Source organism: Nonomuraea sp. NPDC049625 (genome assembly GCF_040675285.1).
Classification (GTDB): Bacteria; Actinomycetota; Actinomycetes; order Streptosporangiales; family Streptosporangiaceae; genus Nonomuraea; species Nonomuraea angiospora_A.
Genome location: NZ_JBFAOQ010000001.1, coordinates 314,787 through 326,882 on the forward strand (window position 1 = coordinate 314,787; position 12,096 = coordinate 326,882).

At 66.0% G+C, this 12,096-nt stretch carries 20 protein-coding genes; all 20 read left to right on the plus strand.

The features are described 5' to 3' along the window. Positions 1-31: 31 nt before the first annotated feature. Positions 32-406: a 30S ribosomal protein S12 gene (rpsL, locus tag AB0J87_RS01605; RefSeq protein WP_020542315.1), complete on the plus strand. Its 375-nt coding sequence runs from the start codon at positions 32-34 to the stop codon at positions 404-406. A gap of 2 nt (positions 407-408) precedes the next feature. Next, positions 409-879: a 30S ribosomal protein S7 gene (rpsG, locus tag AB0J87_RS01610; protein WP_043623423.1), complete on the plus strand. Its 471-nt coding sequence runs from the start codon at positions 409-411 to the stop codon at positions 877-879. A 39-nt stretch (positions 880-918) separates the two neighbouring features. After that, positions 919-3,018, plus strand: coding sequence for an elongation factor G (gene fusA, locus AB0J87_RS01615; protein ID WP_350730978.1), 2,100 nt, complete (start codon positions 919-921; stop codon positions 3,016-3,018). A gap of 112 nt (positions 3,019-3,130) precedes the next feature. Continuing rightward, positions 3,131-4,324 carry an elongation factor Tu gene (tuf, locus tag AB0J87_RS01620; RefSeq protein WP_350730980.1) on the plus strand — a complete coding sequence of 398 codons (1,194 nt, stop codon included), beginning with the start codon at positions 3,131-3,133 and terminating at the stop codon, positions 4,322-4,324. A 257-nt stretch (positions 4,325-4,581) separates the two neighbouring features. Continuing rightward, positions 4,582-4,890 carry a 30S ribosomal protein S10 gene (gene rpsJ / locus AB0J87_RS01625; protein WP_012887830.1) on the plus strand — a complete coding sequence of 103 codons (309 nt, stop codon included), beginning with the start codon at positions 4,582-4,584 and terminating at the stop codon, positions 4,888-4,890. Positions 4,891-4,904: 14 nt separating this feature from the next. Next, positions 4,905-5,558, plus strand: coding sequence for a 50S ribosomal protein L3 (gene rplC, locus AB0J87_RS01630; RefSeq protein ID WP_363962196.1), 654 nt, complete (start codon positions 4,905-4,907; stop codon positions 5,556-5,558). Beyond that, positions 5,555-6,205, plus strand: a complete 651-nt coding sequence (gene rplD / locus AB0J87_RS01635) for a 50S ribosomal protein L4 (protein ID WP_363962197.1) — start codon at positions 5,555-5,557, stop codon at positions 6,203-6,205. The genes rplC and rplD overlap by 4 nt, the downstream gene beginning before the upstream one ends. Next, complete coding sequence (rplW, locus tag AB0J87_RS01640; protein ID WP_350730984.1) at positions 6,205-6,507, plus strand: 50S ribosomal protein L23; 303 nt, start codon at positions 6,205-6,207, stop codon at positions 6,505-6,507. Before rplD ends, rplW begins: the two co-directional genes overlap by 1 nt. Positions 6,508-6,615: 108 nt before the next feature. After that, positions 6,616-7,452: a 50S ribosomal protein L2 gene (gene rplB / locus AB0J87_RS01645; protein ID WP_192789895.1), complete on the plus strand. Its 837-nt coding sequence runs from the start codon at positions 6,616-6,618 to the stop codon at positions 7,450-7,452. An 11-nt stretch (positions 7,453-7,463) separates the two neighbouring features. Continuing rightward, entirely contained in the window at positions 7,464-7,742 is a 279-nt protein-coding gene (gene rpsS / locus AB0J87_RS01650) for a 30S ribosomal protein S19 (protein WP_192789896.1), read from the plus strand. Positions 7,743-7,766: 24 nt separating this feature from the next. Further along, the gene (gene rplV, locus AB0J87_RS01655; protein WP_020542306.1) at positions 7,767-8,120 is read left to right on the plus strand and encodes a 50S ribosomal protein L22; all 354 of its coding nucleotides are present in this window, start codon (positions 7,767-7,769) and stop codon (positions 8,118-8,120) included. Further along, positions 8,120-8,965: a 30S ribosomal protein S3 gene (gene rpsC / locus AB0J87_RS01660; protein WP_363962198.1), complete on the plus strand. Its 846-nt coding sequence runs from the start codon at positions 8,120-8,122 to the stop codon at positions 8,963-8,965. Before rplV ends, rpsC begins: the two co-directional genes overlap by 1 nt. Positions 8,966-8,967: 2 nt before the next feature. Beyond that, positions 8,968-9,387, plus strand: coding sequence for a 50S ribosomal protein L16 (gene rplP / locus AB0J87_RS01665; protein ID WP_185070624.1), 420 nt, complete (start codon positions 8,968-8,970; stop codon positions 9,385-9,387). Continuing rightward, complete coding sequence (gene rpmC, locus AB0J87_RS01670) at positions 9,387-9,623, plus strand: 50S ribosomal protein L29 (protein WP_106253417.1); 237 nt, start codon at positions 9,387-9,389, stop codon at positions 9,621-9,623. Before rplP ends, rpmC begins: the two co-directional genes overlap by 1 nt. Further along, positions 9,616-9,900: a 30S ribosomal protein S17 gene (rpsQ, locus tag AB0J87_RS01675; protein ID WP_185070626.1), complete on the plus strand. Its 285-nt coding sequence runs from the start codon at positions 9,616-9,618 to the stop codon at positions 9,898-9,900. Before rpmC ends, rpsQ begins: the two co-directional genes overlap by 8 nt. 196 nt (positions 9,901-10,096) lie before the next feature. Next, positions 10,097-10,468, plus strand: coding sequence for a 50S ribosomal protein L14 (gene rplN / locus AB0J87_RS01680; RefSeq protein ID WP_106253399.1), 372 nt, complete (start codon positions 10,097-10,099; stop codon positions 10,466-10,468). 8 nt (positions 10,469-10,476) lie between these two features. Beyond that, complete coding sequence (gene rplX / locus AB0J87_RS01685) at positions 10,477-10,770, plus strand: 50S ribosomal protein L24 (RefSeq protein WP_350731450.1); 294 nt, start codon at positions 10,477-10,479, stop codon at positions 10,768-10,770. Then, positions 10,770-11,345 carry a 50S ribosomal protein L5 gene (rplE, locus tag AB0J87_RS01690; RefSeq protein WP_106253395.1) on the plus strand — a complete coding sequence of 192 codons (576 nt, stop codon included), beginning with the start codon at positions 10,770-10,772 and terminating at the stop codon, positions 11,343-11,345. The genes rplX and rplE overlap by 1 nt, the downstream gene beginning before the upstream one ends. Positions 11,346-11,349: 4 nt before the next feature. Further along, positions 11,350-11,535, plus strand: a complete 186-nt coding sequence (locus AB0J87_RS01695) for a type Z 30S ribosomal protein S14 (protein WP_020542298.1) — start codon at positions 11,350-11,352, stop codon at positions 11,533-11,535. Positions 11,536-11,690: 155 nt separating this feature from the next. Beyond that, positions 11,691-12,089, plus strand: coding sequence for a 30S ribosomal protein S8 (gene rpsH, locus AB0J87_RS01700; RefSeq protein WP_192789898.1), 399 nt, complete (start codon positions 11,691-11,693; stop codon positions 12,087-12,089). The last annotated feature ends 7 nt before the right edge of the window (positions 12,090-12,096 follow it).

The window sequence follows — 12,096 nt, forward strand, 5'->3', positions numbered from 1 at the left end:
AACACCGGCCAAGGCACGAAACGGAGTGGCAGTGCCCACTATTCAGCAGTTGGTCCGCAAGGGCCGGCAGGACAAGGTCTCGAAGACCAAGACTCCTGCCCTCAAGGGGAGTCCGCAGCGGCGCGGCGTGTGCCAGCGCGTGTACACCACGACCCCGAAGAAGCCCAACTCGGCACTGCGCAAGGTGGCCCGCGTTCGACTCACGAACGGCATCGAGGTCACGGCCTACATCCCGGGTGTGGGCCACAACCTGCAGGAGCACTCCATCGTGCTCGTGCGTGGCGGTCGTGTGAAGGACCTGCCCGGTGTTCGCTACAAGATCATCCGTGGCTCGCTGGACACCCAGGGTGTCCGCAACCGCAAGCAGGCCCGCAGCCGCTACGGCGCCAAGAAGGAGAAGAGCTAACTATGCCTCGCAAGGGTTCTCCTGGCCGTCGTCAGCTCATGTCTGACCCGGTTTACAGCTCGCCCCTGGTGACCGCCCTGATCAACAAGGTGCTTCTCGACGGCAAGCGCTCCATCGCGCAGTCCATCGTGTACGGCGCCCTCGAGGGCTGCAGGGAGAAGACCGGCAACGACCCGGTCGTCACCCTGAAGCGCGCGCTCGACAACGTCAAGCCGACCCTCGAGGTCCGCAGCCGCCGCGTCGGTGGTGCCACGTACCAGGTGCCGGTCGAGGTGCGCGCCGCGCGCAGCACCACCCTGGCCCTGCGCTGGCTGGTGCAGTACTCCCGCGCCCGCCGCGAGAAGACCATGACCGAGCGCCTCATGAACGAGCTCCTCGACGCCAGCAACGGCCTTGGGGCGAGTGTCAAGAAGCGCGAGGACACCCACAAGATGGCCGAGTCCAACAAGGCCTTCGCCCACTACCGCTGGTAACCCCGGCGGGTTCGACGAGACGACGAGGACGCGAGAGAAGTGGCCACCACGACCGCTCTTGACCTGGCCAAGGTCCGAAACATCGGGATCATGGCCCATATCGACGCGGGCAAGACCACCACGACCGAGCGCATCCTGTTCTACACCGGTATCAACTACAAGATCGGTGAGGTCCACGAGGGCGCTGCCACGATGGACTGGATGGAGCAGGAGCAGGAGCGCGGCATCACGATCACGTCTGCCGCGACCACCTGTGAGTGGATCGGTCACACCATCAACATCATCGACACCCCGGGTCACGTCGACTTCACCATCGAGGTGGAGCGTTCGCTCCGCGTCCTCGACGGTGCCGTCGCCGTGTTCGACGGCGTCGCGGGTGTCGAGCCGCAGTCGGAGACGGTGTGGCGCCAGGCTGACCGCTACGACGTCCCCCGGATCTGCTTCGTCAACAAGATGGACCGTGTCGGCGCGGAGTTCCACCGCTGCGTCGACATGATGATCAGCCGTCTGGGCGCGACCCCGGCTGTCATCCAGCTTCCCTGGGGCGTTGAGGCCGACTTCAAGGGCGTCATCGACCTCATCAAGATGAAGGGTTACCTCTGGAGCGCCGAGGCGGCCAAGGGCGAGATGTACGACACCGTCGACATCCCGGCCGACCACGCCGAGGCCGCTCGCGAGTGGCGTGACCGCCTCATCGAGACGGTCGCCGAGAACGACGACGAGCTGATGGAGCTCTTCCTCGAGGGCGTCGAGCCCACCGAGGAGCAGCTGGTCGCGGCCATCCGCCGCGCCACGCTGGCCAGCGCCATCAACCCGGTGCTCTGCGGCACCGCGTTCAAGAACAAGGGCGTGCAGCCCCTGCTCGACGCGATCGTCGCCTTCCTCCCGGCCCCGACCGACATCCCGGCCTTCAAGGGCCACGCGGTCGGCCACGAGGACAAGGTCATCGAGCGTCACGCCGACCCGACCGAGCCGTTCTCCGCTCTGGCCTTCAAGATCGCGAGCGACCCGCACCTGGGCAAGCTCACCTACATCCGCATCTACTCGGGCACGCTCGAGACCGGTTCACAGGTCGTCAACTCTGTGAAGGGTAAGAAGGAGCGGATCGGCAAGATCTACCAGATGCACGCCAACAAGCGCGAGGAGCGCCCGACGGCGATTGCCGGCCAGATCGTCGCGGTCATGGGTCTGAAGGACACCACGACCGGCGACACCCTGTCCGACCCGACCAACCAGGTCGTGCTCGAGTCGATGACGTTCCCGGCTCCGGTCATCAACGTCGCCATCGAGCCCAAGACCAAGGGCGACCAGGAGAAGCTGTCGACCGCCATCCAGCGGCTGGCCGAGGAGGACCCGTCCTTCCAGGTTCGCCGCGACGAGGAGACCGGTCAGACGGTCATCTGGGGCATGGGCGAGCTTCACCTGGAGATCCTCGTCGACCGCATGCGTCGCGAGTTCAAGGTCGAGGCCAACGTCGGCCGCCCGCAGGTGGCCTACCGCGAGACCATCCGCCGCAAGGTGGAGAAGCTCGACTACACCCACAAGAAGCAGACCGGTGGTTCCGGTCAGTTCGCGCGGGTGATCATCAACCTCGAGCCGCTGGGTGAAGGCAACGACGGCTACGAGTTCGAGAACAAGGTCACGGGTGGTCGTGTCCCGAGGGAGTACATCCCGTCGGTCGACGCGGGCGCCCAGGAGGCCGCCGAGTTCGGCGTGCTGGCCGGCTACCCGATGGTGGGCGTGAAGGTGACGCTCGTCGACGGTGCCGCGCACGACGTCGACTCCTCGGAAATGGCGTTCAAGATCGCCGGCTCGATGGCCTTCAAGGAGGCCGCGCGCAAGGCGGACGCAGTGCTTCTCGAGCCGATGATGGCCGTCGAGGTCACCACGCCCGAGGACTACATGGGTGATGTCATCGGTGACCTCAACGGTCGCCGCGGACAGATCCAGTCTATGGACGAGCGGGCCGGCGCCCGTGTCGTCACGGCGCTCGTGCCGCTGTCTGAGATGTTCGGCTACGTGGGTGACCTGCGTAGCAAGACGCAGGGGCGCGCGAGCTACAGCATGCAGTTCGACTCCTACTCGGAGGTGCCCCCGGGCATCGCCAAGGAGATCGTCGCGAAGGCCCGGGGCGAATAGAAGTCCTGGTCCCTGGTGGGGTGGTGAGAGCCACCCCGCCGCCAAGGGGTTCGGGAGTTCCCGGGCCCGAGTGTGTAGACGAAAGTCAGTCAGATTCTCAAGGAGAGAACCAGTGGGCAAGGCCAAGTTCGAGCGGACTAAGCCGCACATGAACATCGGCACCATTGGACACATCGACCACGGCAAGACCACGCTGACCGCGGCGATCACCAAGGTGCTTCACGACCGTTTCCCCGAGCTGAACAAGGCGACCCCGTTCGACAAGATCGACAAGGCGCCCGAGGAGAAGGCTCGCGGCATTACGATCTCCATCGCGCACGTCGAGTACCAGACCGAGAAGCGTCACTACGCTCACGTTGACTGCCCCGGTCACGCCGACTACGTGAAGAACATGATCACCGGTGCTGCCCAGATGGACGGCGCCATCCTCGTGGTCGCCGCCACCGACGGCCCGATGCCGCAGACGAAGGAGCACGTCCTCCTGGCCCGCCAGGTCGGCGTCCCCTACATCGTCGTGGCCCTCAACAAGGCCGACATGGTCGACGACGAGGAGATCCTCGAGCTCGTCGAGCTGGAGGTCCGTGAGCTCCTGTCCGCTCAGGAGTTCCCCGGCGACGACCTGCCCGTCGTCCGCGTCTCCGCTCTCAAGGCTCTCGAGGGCGACCAGAAGTGGGCCGACAGCATCATCGAGCTGATGAACGCCGTCGACGAGAACGTGCCCGAGCCCCCGCGTGAGACGGACAAGCCGTTCCTCATGCCGGTCGAGGACGTCTTCTCGATCACCGGTCGTGGCACCGTCGTCACCGGTCGTATCGAGCGCGGCATCGTCAAGGTCAACGAGCAGGTCGACATCATCGGCATCAAGCCGGAGAAGACGACCACCACCGTCACCAGCATCGAGATGTTCAACAAGATGCTCGACGAGGGTCACGCCGGTGACAACGCCGCCCTGCTGCTCCGCGGCATCAAGCGCGACGACGTCGAGCGCGGCCAGTGCATCATCAAGCCGGGCACGACCACCCCGCACACCGAGTTCAACGGCCAGGTCTACATCCTGTCCAAGGACGAGGGCGGCCGCCACACGCCGTTCTTCAACAACTACCGCCCGCAGTTCTATTTCCGTACGACTGACGTGACCGGTGTCGTGAACCTCCCCGAGGGCACGGAGATGGTCATGCCGGGCGACAACACCGAAATGCGCGTTGAGCTGATCCAGCCCATCGCCATGGAGGAAGGCCTCAAGTTCGCGATCCGTGAGGGTGGCCGCACCGTCGGCGCCGGCCGGGTCGTGAAGATCATCAAGTAGCTAGACCGTCGGGGCGGCGGTCGGCCCCGGACTCGGAGCCGACCGCCGAACCACGTTAGGGACCTCATGTGAAGGCCGTGATCCAGCAGTTGCTTCGGCCGAAGAGATATGACCGAAGTCACTGCCGGATCACGGAAGAAAAGGCAGATCCACTGCGTCTGCCTCGTGGGGTCTAGCAGGCTTCGACCTGCACCAATACAGCGGCATAAGGCCGCACGATACTTTTTCAGACGACAGCGAAGGACACCGAGGCCACTATGGCGGGACAGAAGATCCGCATCCGGCTTAAGGCCTATGACCACGAGGTCATCGACAGCTCGGCCAAGAAGATCGTCGAGACGGTGACGCGGACTGGCGCGAAGGTCGCGGGCCCGGTGCCGCTGCCGACCGAGAAGAACGTGTACTGCGTCATCCGCTCGCCGCACAAGTACAAGGACAGCCGCGAGCACTTCGAGATGCGCACGCACAAGCGGCTGATTGACATCATCGACCCGACCCCCAAGACGGTTGACTCGCTCATGCGGCTCGACCTCCCCGCGGGTGTCGACATTTCGATCAAGCTCTGAGGGAACACACTGACATGGCTAAGACGATCAAGGGCGTCCTGGGCAAGAAGCTCGGCATGACCCAGGTCTTCGACGCGGACAACCGGCTGGTGCCGGTGACCGTGGTCGAGGCCGGTCCGTGTGTGGTGACCCGCGTCCGCACTGCAGAGAAGGACGGCTACTCCGCCGTCCAGCTCGGCTTCGGGCAGGTCGACCCCCGGAAGGTCAACAAGCCGCTCGGCGACTACCTGCGTAAGCACGACATCACCCCGCGCCGTTACTTCGCGGAGATCCGCACCGACGACGCGAGCGACTACACCCTGGGCCAGGAGCTGCTGGCCGACACCTTCGAGGCCGGCCAGTTCGTCGACGTGACGGGCAAGAGCAAGGGCAAGGGCTTCGCCGGTGTCATGAAGCGGCACGGCTTCGGTGGTCTGGGCGCGTCGCACGGTACGCAGCGCAAGCACCGTTCGCCGGGTTCCATCGGTGGCTGCGCCACCCCGGGCCGCGTTTTCAAGGGTCTGCGCATGGCTGGTCGGATGGGTAACGTCCGCACCACCGTGCAGAGCCTCAAGGTTCACTCCGTGGACGCCGAGAAGGGCCTCATCCTGATCAAGGGTGCGATCCCCGGCGCCAACGGAAGCCTGGTCCTCGTTCGCACCTCTGCCAAGAAGGGGGCTGCCAAGTGAGCACCACTATTGACGTCCTCGACGCCAGCGGCGCGAAGGCCGGCACCGTCGACCTGCCCGAGAACATCTTCGGCGCCAAGGTCAACGTGCCGCTGATCCACCAGGTGGTCGTGGCCCAGCTCGCCGCTCGCCGGCAGGGCACCCACAAGGCCAAGACCCGCGGTGAGGTCTCCGGCGGCGGCAAGAAGCCGTACCGCCAGAAGGGCACCGGCCGCGCCCGTCAGGGCTCGACCCGTGCGCCGCAGTTCACCGGCGGTGGCACCGTCCACGGCCCCGTGCCGCGCGACTACTCGCAGCGCACGCCCAAGAAGATGAAGGCCGCCGCCCTGCGTGGCGCCCTCTCCGACCGGGCCGGCGGCGGTCGCGTCCACGTGGTCAGCTCGCTGGTCTCCGGCGAGACGCCCAAGACCAAGGCCGCCCTCGAGGCGCTGCGCAAGGTCACCCAGGCTCCGCGCGTCCTCGTCGTGGTCGACGAGGCCGACGAGCTGACGTGGCTGAGCCTGCGTAACGCTCCCGAGGTCCACCTGCTGGACGCGGGGCAGCTCAACACGTACGACGTGCTCGTGGCGGACGACGTGGTCTTCACGCAGGAGGCGTATGACCAGGTCGTCGCTCGCCTGAGCGACAGCGGGAAGGAAGAGGCCTGATGGAGAAGATCGCCGACCCGCGCGACATCATCATCAAGCCGGTCGTCTCTGAGAAGAGCTACGGCCTGATCGATGAGAACAACAAGTACACGTTTCTGGTGAAGAACACCGCGAACAAGACCCAGGTCAAGATCGCTGTTGAGCAGATCTTCGGGGTCAAGGTCACCAGCGTGAACACGATCAACCGGCAGGGCAAGCGCAAGCGCACCCGTACCGGTTTCGGCAAGCGTCCCGACACCAAGCGCGCGATCGTGAGCCTGGTCGAGGGCGATCGGATCGACATCTTCGGTCAGATCGGCTAGCAGCGCCATAGAAGTGAGTGCGGGCCGCACGGCCTGTGCGGGGTCGAGACCGTCGCGCTTTCGCGCGGCGGGCTCACCCATGTAACCGACGAAGGATGAACGAAAAAGATGGGCATCCGTAAGTACAAGCCGACGACCCCGGGTCGCCGCGGGTCGAGTGTCTCGGACTTCTCCGAGATCACCCGCAGCACGCCCGAGAAGTCGCTGCTTGCGCCCCTTCACAGCAAGGGCGGCCGTAACGTACACGGCCGGGTCACCGCCCGCCACCAGGGCGGCGGTCACAAGCGCGCCTACCGGATCATCGACTTCCGTAGGCATGACAAGGACGGCATTCCGGCCAAGGTCGCTCACATCGAGTACGACCCCAACCGCACCGCCAACATCGCTCTGCTCCACTACGCCGACGGCGAGAAGCGCTACATCATCGCGCCGACCGGCATCAAGCAGGGCGACCGTATCGAGAACGGCCCCGCTGCCGACATCAAGCCGGGCAACTGCCTGCCGCTGCGCAACATCCCGACCGGTACCTTCATCCACGCGGTGGAGCTCCGTCCGGGCGGCGGCGCCAAGCTCGGCCGCTCCGCGGGCGCACAGATCCAGCTGCTCGCCAAGGAAGGCCAGTACGCCACGCTGCGTATGCCGTCCGGCGAAATGCGCATGGTCGACGTGCGCTGCCGGGCGACGGTGGGCCAGGTCGGCAACGCCGAGCAGGCCAACATCAACTGGGGCAAGGCCGGCCGTATGCGGTGGAAGGGCAAGCGCCCCACCGTCCGCGGTGTCGCGATGAACCCCGTCGACCACCCGCACGGTGGTGGTGAGGGCAAGACCTCCGGTGGTCGCCACCCGGTGAACCCGAAGGGCAAGCCCGAGGGGCGCACCCGCCAGGCCAACAAGGCCAGCGACCGACTGATCATCCGTCGTCGGAGCAAGAGGAAGAAGCGGTAGGAGCAGCCGAAATGCCACGTAGCCTTAAGAAGGGTCCCTTCGTGGACGGTCACCTTCAGAAGAAGGTCGACGTCCAGAACGAGAAGGGCACCAAGAACGTCATCAAGACGTGGTCGCGGCGCTCCATGATCGTTCCCGACATGCTCGGGCACACGATCGCCGTGCACGACGGCCGCAAGCACGTCCCGGTTTTCGTCACCGAGTCGATGATCGGCCACAAGCTGGGAGAGTTCGCCCCCACGCGGACCTTCCGTAGCCACGTCAAGGAAGACCGCCGCAGCCGGCGGTAAGCGTCCCGGAAGTAGGAGAAAGCGATGGAAGCCAGGGCTCAGGCGCGGTTCGTCCGTGTCACGCCCCAGAAGGCCCGCCGTGTGGTGGACCTCATTCGCGGGCTGCCCGCTTCGGAGGCGCAGGCCGTGCTGCAGTTCGCTCCCCAGTCGGCGAGCGAGCCGATCTACAAGGTGCTCAGCAGCGCCATGGCGAACGCTGAGCACAACTTCGACCTCGACCCGCAGACGCTCGTCGTCAGCCGGGCGTGGGTCGACGAGGGCCCGACGCTGAAGCGGTTCCGCCCGCGTGCCCAGGGTCGTGCCTATCGGATCAACAAGCGGACGAGCCACATCACTGTGATCGTGGAGTCCCGCGAGCCGAAGGGAAGGACCCGATAGTGGGCCAGAAGGTTAACCCGCACGGGTTCCGCCTCGGCATCACGACCGACTTCAAGAGCCGGTGGTACGCCGACAAGCTGTACAAGGCCTATGTCGCCGAGGACGTGGCGATCCGCCGCATGCTGCAGAAGGGCATGGAGCGGGCCGGCATCTCCAAGGTCGAGATCGAGCGCACGACGGACCGCGTGCAGGTGGACATCCACACCGCGCGTCCCGGCATCGTGATCGGCCGGCGCGGCGCCGAGGCGGACCGTATCCGCGGCGACCTGGAGAAGCTGACCAAGAAGCAGGTCCAGCTCAACATCCTCGAGGTCAAGAACCCGGAGATCGACGCGCAGCTCGTCGCGCAGGGCGTTGCCGAGCAGCTGTCCAGCCGTGTCTCGTTCCGCCGCGCCATGCGCAAGGCGATGCAGTCGGCCATGAAGTCCGGCGCCAAGGGCATCCGTGTCCAGTGCTCCGGTCGTCTGGGCGGCGCCGAGATGTCGCGGTCGGAGTTCTACCGTGAGGGCCGCGTGCCGCTGCACACCCTCCGCGCGGACATCGACTACGGCTTCTACGAGGCCCGTACGACCTTCGGCCGCATCGGCGTGAAGGTCTGGATCTACAAGGGCGAGGCTCCGACCAGCCGCGCCGAGCGCGAGGCGGCTGCCGCCGGCGCTCGTGCCGGCCAGCGTCGCGAGCGTGACGACCGTCGTGGTGGCGGCGGCGACCGTCCGCGTCGTGGTGGCGGCGACCGCCCCCGTCGTGGCGGCGGCCGTGGCGACCGCGCCCCCCGCACTGAGGCGGCCTCGCAGGCCGCCCCCGAGACCGGCCCGGCTGCGCAGCCGGGTGCTGAAGGGAGCTGACCATGCTGATCCCGCGCAGGGTCAAGCACCGCAAGCAGCACCGGCCTGACCGCAGCGGAGCCGCCAAGGGTGGCACCAGGGTCACGTTCGGCGAGTTCGGCATCCAGGCGGTTGAGCACTCCTACGTGACCAACCGTCAGATCGAGTCCGCTCGTATCGCCATGACCCGTCACATCCGCCGTGGCGGCAAGGTGTGGATCAACATCTACCCCGACCGTCCGCTCACCAAGAAGCCTGCCGAGACCCGCATGGGTTCCGGTAAGGGTTCGCCGGAGTGGTGGATCGCCAACGTCAAGCCCGGACGCGTGATGTTCGAGCTGTCCGGCGTGGCGGAGCCGATCGCCCGCGAAGCGCTTCAGCGTGCGATCCACAAGCTCCCGATGAAGTGCAAGATCGTTAAGCGTGAAGTGGGTGAGGCGTGATGGCTAAGGGCCTGACCGCCGGCGAGCTGCGGCTCGAGGACGAGGACACCCTCGTCCAGAAGCTGAAGGAGGCCAAGGAGGAGCTGTTCAACCTCCGCTTCCAGGCGGCGACCGGTCAGTTGGAGAGCCACGGGCGGCTGCGCGCCGTCCGCCGCGAGATCGCCCGTATCTACACCGTGATGCGCGAGCGCGAGCTGGGCATCGTCACGGTCGAGAAGGAGACGAGCGATGGCTGAGACCGAGACCACCGAGACGAACGAGCAGCGGAACTTCCGCAAGGTCCGCGAGGGCCTCGTGGTGAGCGACAAGATGGACAAGACCGTCGTCGTCGCCGTTGAGGACCGCGTCAAGCACCGTCTGTACGGCAAGGTCATCCGCCGTACGACCAAGTACAAGGCACACGACGAGGCCAACGCCTGCGGCGTCGGCGACCGCGTGCTGCTCATGGAGACCCGCCCCCTCTCCGCCACCAAGCGGTGGAGGGTCGTGGAGATCCTCGAGAAGGCGAAGTAACTCTCCTTCTCGACATATACCGCGCCTCGTGGGGGCTCTGAGAGCCCCCATGACGGCGTCCAAGGACGCGGGGCCACATGCGGGCCTCGCGTCGCCTGCGGTGCGGCGCCTACGGGCGTTGTGGCCGTGGGAACAAGACAACGACGGTTCCGCCAGGCTCAGAAATGAGAACCGGCGCGACTAACAGGAGTTCAACGTGATCCAGCAGGAGTCGCGGCTCAAGGTCGCCGACAACACGGGCGCGAAGGAGATCCTTTGCATCCGTGTTCTCGGTGGCTCGGGCCGACGCTACGCCGGTATCGGCGACATCATCGTCGCCACTGTCAAGGACGCGCTGCCGGGCAGCACGGGCGTCAAGAAGGGCGACGTGGTCAAGGCCGTCATCGTCCGCACGGTCAAGGAGCGCCGCCGGCCCGACGGCTCCTACATCCGCTTCGACGAGAACGCCGCCGTCATCATCAAGGACAGCGGTGACCCTCGTGGCACTCGTATCTTCGGCCCGGTCGGCCGCGAGCTGCGCGACAAGAAGTTCATGCGCATCATCTCGCTCGCCCCGGAGGTGCTGTAATGCCGAAGCTGCATGTGAAGAAGGGTGACCTGGTCAAGGTCATCGCCGGCAAGGACAAGGGTGCCAAGGGTCACGTCATCGCCACGCTCCCGCACGAGGACCGTGTGGTGGTCGAGGGCGTCAACATGATCAAGAAGCACTCGAAGGAGACCCACCAGGGTCCGCGCGGCGCCAAGACCGGCGGCGTGCAGACCATGGAGGGCCCCATCCACGTCTCGAACGTGAAGAAGCTCAAGGACGAGAAGCCCGCCGAGAAGAAGGCCGACGAGAAGAAGGCCGACGAGACGGGTGAGGACAGCTGATGACTGCCACGACCACTGAGACCGAGCGCCCGACGCCGCGACTCAAGACGAAGTACCGCGAGGAGATCGCGGCCCAGCTTCGCGAGCAGTTCGGCATCGAGAACGTCATGCAGATCCCCGCGCTGACCAAGATCAAGGTCAACATGGGCGTCGGCGAGGCGGCTCGCGACTCGAAGCTCATCGAGGGCGCCGTCCGCGACCTCACCGTGATCACCGGCCAGAAGCCGGCCGTCGTCCGGGCGCGCAAGTCCATCGCCCAGTTCAAGCTGCGCGAGGGCATGCCGATCGGCGCGCACGTCACGCTGCGCGGCGACCGCATGTGGGAGTTCCTCGACCGCCTGCTGGCGCTGGCCCTGCCCCGTATCCGGGACTTCCGCGGCCTGTCGCCCAAGCAGTTCGACGGCAACGGCAACTACACGTTCGGTCTGACCGAGCAGGTCATGTTCCACGAGGTCGACCAGGACAAGGTCGACCGGCCGCGGGGCATGGACATCACGATCGTGACCACGGCGAAGAACGACGACCAGGGCCGGGCGCTGCTGAAGCTCCTCGGCTTCCCGTTCAAGGAGGCCTGATCCAATGGCGAAGAAGTCGCTGATCGCCAAGGCGGGGCGCAAGCAGAAGTTCGAGGTCCGGGCGTACACCCGTTGCTCGCGTTGTGGCCGGCCGCGCGCCGTCTACCGCAAGTTCGGGCTCTGCCGCGTGTGCTTCCGCGAGATGGCGCACCGGGGCGAGCTGCCCGGCATCACCAAGTCGAGCTGGTAGATAACCTTAGGGGCGGCCTCCGTGCCGCCCCTGGGTGATCATATTTTCAGAAGAAGACCCGGGCGCTCTCGAAGAGCGTCCATGACCGCGCCGAAGGTCCACCGGCAGAGCGCTGCTTGGCCGACTGGAAACCGCGGCGAGGAAGGCCACTGGCCATGACGATGACCGACCCGATCGCAGACATGCTCACACGTCTGCGTAACGCGAATTCGGCGTACCACGACAGCGTGACGATGCCGTACTCGAAGATCAAGGCGCACATCGCCGAGATCCTCCAGCAGGAGGGTTACATCCAGGCTTGGACCGTCGAAGACGCCAAGGTTGGCAAGAACCTCGTGGTGGAGCTCAAGTTCGGGCCCACCCGTGAGCGGTCGCTCGCGGGCCTGCGCCGGGTTTCCAAGCCCGGTCTGCGGGTTTATGCAAAGAAGGACAACCTGCCTCGAGTCCTGGGCGGACTGGGCGTCGCGATCATCTCGACGTCCGCCGGTCTCATGACCGACAAGCAGGCCGGCAAGCGTGGCGTGGGCGGGGAAGTCCTCGCCTACGTCTGGTAGAGGGGAG

Excerpts from the sequence above, each read along its gene's own strand:
- rpsG (WP_043623423.1), top strand. The coding sequence starts at position 409 with ATGCCTCGCAAGGGTTCTCCTGGCCGTCGTCAGCTCATGTCTGACCCG.
- rpsJ (WP_012887830.1), top strand. The coding sequence starts at position 4,582 with ATGGCGGGACAGAAGATCCGCATCCGGCTTAAGGCCTATGACCACGAG.
- rplC (WP_363962196.1), top strand. The coding sequence starts at position 4,905 with ATGGCTAAGACGATCAAGGGCGTCCTGGGCAAGAAGCTCGGCATGACC.
- rplW (WP_350730984.1), top strand. The coding sequence starts at position 6,205 with ATGGAGAAGATCGCCGACCCGCGCGACATCATCATCAAGCCGGTCGTC.
- rplB (WP_192789895.1), top strand. The coding sequence starts at position 6,616 with ATGGGCATCCGTAAGTACAAGCCGACGACCCCGGGTCGCCGCGGGTCG.
- rpsS (WP_192789896.1), top strand. The coding sequence starts at position 7,464 with ATGCCACGTAGCCTTAAGAAGGGTCCCTTCGTGGACGGTCACCTTCAG.
- rplV (WP_020542306.1), top strand. The coding sequence starts at position 7,767 with ATGGAAGCCAGGGCTCAGGCGCGGTTCGTCCGTGTCACGCCCCAGAAG.
- rplP (WP_185070624.1), top strand. The coding sequence starts at position 8,968 with ATGCTGATCCCGCGCAGGGTCAAGCACCGCAAGCAGCACCGGCCTGAC.
- rpmC (WP_106253417.1), top strand. The coding sequence starts at position 9,387 with ATGGCTAAGGGCCTGACCGCCGGCGAGCTGCGGCTCGAGGACGAGGAC.
- rpsQ (WP_185070626.1), top strand. The coding sequence starts at position 9,616 with ATGGCTGAGACCGAGACCACCGAGACGAACGAGCAGCGGAACTTCCGC.
- rplE (WP_106253395.1), top strand. The coding sequence starts at position 10,770 with ATGACTGCCACGACCACTGAGACCGAGCGCCCGACGCCGCGACTCAAG.
- AB0J87_RS01695 (WP_020542298.1), top strand. The coding sequence starts at position 11,350 with ATGGCGAAGAAGTCGCTGATCGCCAAGGCGGGGCGCAAGCAGAAGTTC.
- rpsH (WP_192789898.1), top strand. The coding sequence starts at position 11,691 with ATGACGATGACCGACCCGATCGCAGACATGCTCACACGTCTGCGTAAC.